The organism is Lactobacillus sp. C449L (genome assembly GCF_059900815.1).
On sequence record NZ_JBWXGA010000083.1, the window covers coordinates 1 to 527 of the forward strand.

General features: G+C 68.3%; 1 protein-coding gene. It reads left to right on the forward strand.

All coding sequences use genetic code 11. From position 1 onward, the window contains the following. A partial coding sequence (arfB, locus tag AC2JF9_RS08405) for an alternative ribosome rescue aminoacyl-tRNA hydrolase ArfB (protein WP_500726882.1) occupies positions 1–298 on the forward strand: 298 nt, incomplete at its 5' end. Positions 299–527 lie beyond the last annotated feature (229 nt).

Genomic DNA, 527 nt, shown 5'->3' on the forward strand with positions numbered 1-527 from the left:
CTTCGACGTGGCGAACTCCCCCAGCCTCCCCGAGGCGGTCAAGAACCGGCTGGCCAGGCTGGCCGGATCGCGGATGACGCAGGATGGCTGGATCGTGCTCACGGCGCAGGATCACCGAAGCCAGCACATGAATCGGGAAGCCGTTCGGGAACGGTTGTTTGCGCTGATCCGCGAAGCCACGGTTGTTCCGAAGAAGCGCCGTCCCACGAAGCCCTCGAAAGCCGCGAAAGCGCGCCGTGTGGACGCAAAGAAGAAGCGGAGCGGGGTGAAGGCCATGCGCGGGCGCGTGGAGTCCTGAACGGCCGCAGCCGCGACTGATCGCGGGTCTTCACCGCCGAGGGCCGGGTTCGCGCCGGAGCGAAGCTGGACCGGAATGTCACCTTGCTTGCCCGCAGCGATCTTGCGCCGAAGCCGTTGACGCTCTGCGCGCCCGGCCTCCCGAAGTGATGGCCTTCTCCTCCGGCGCGTCCTGGGGGGATCGCGAACGGCTCAGGCGCCGGCATCGGCGAAGCCCGCCTGGACGAAGG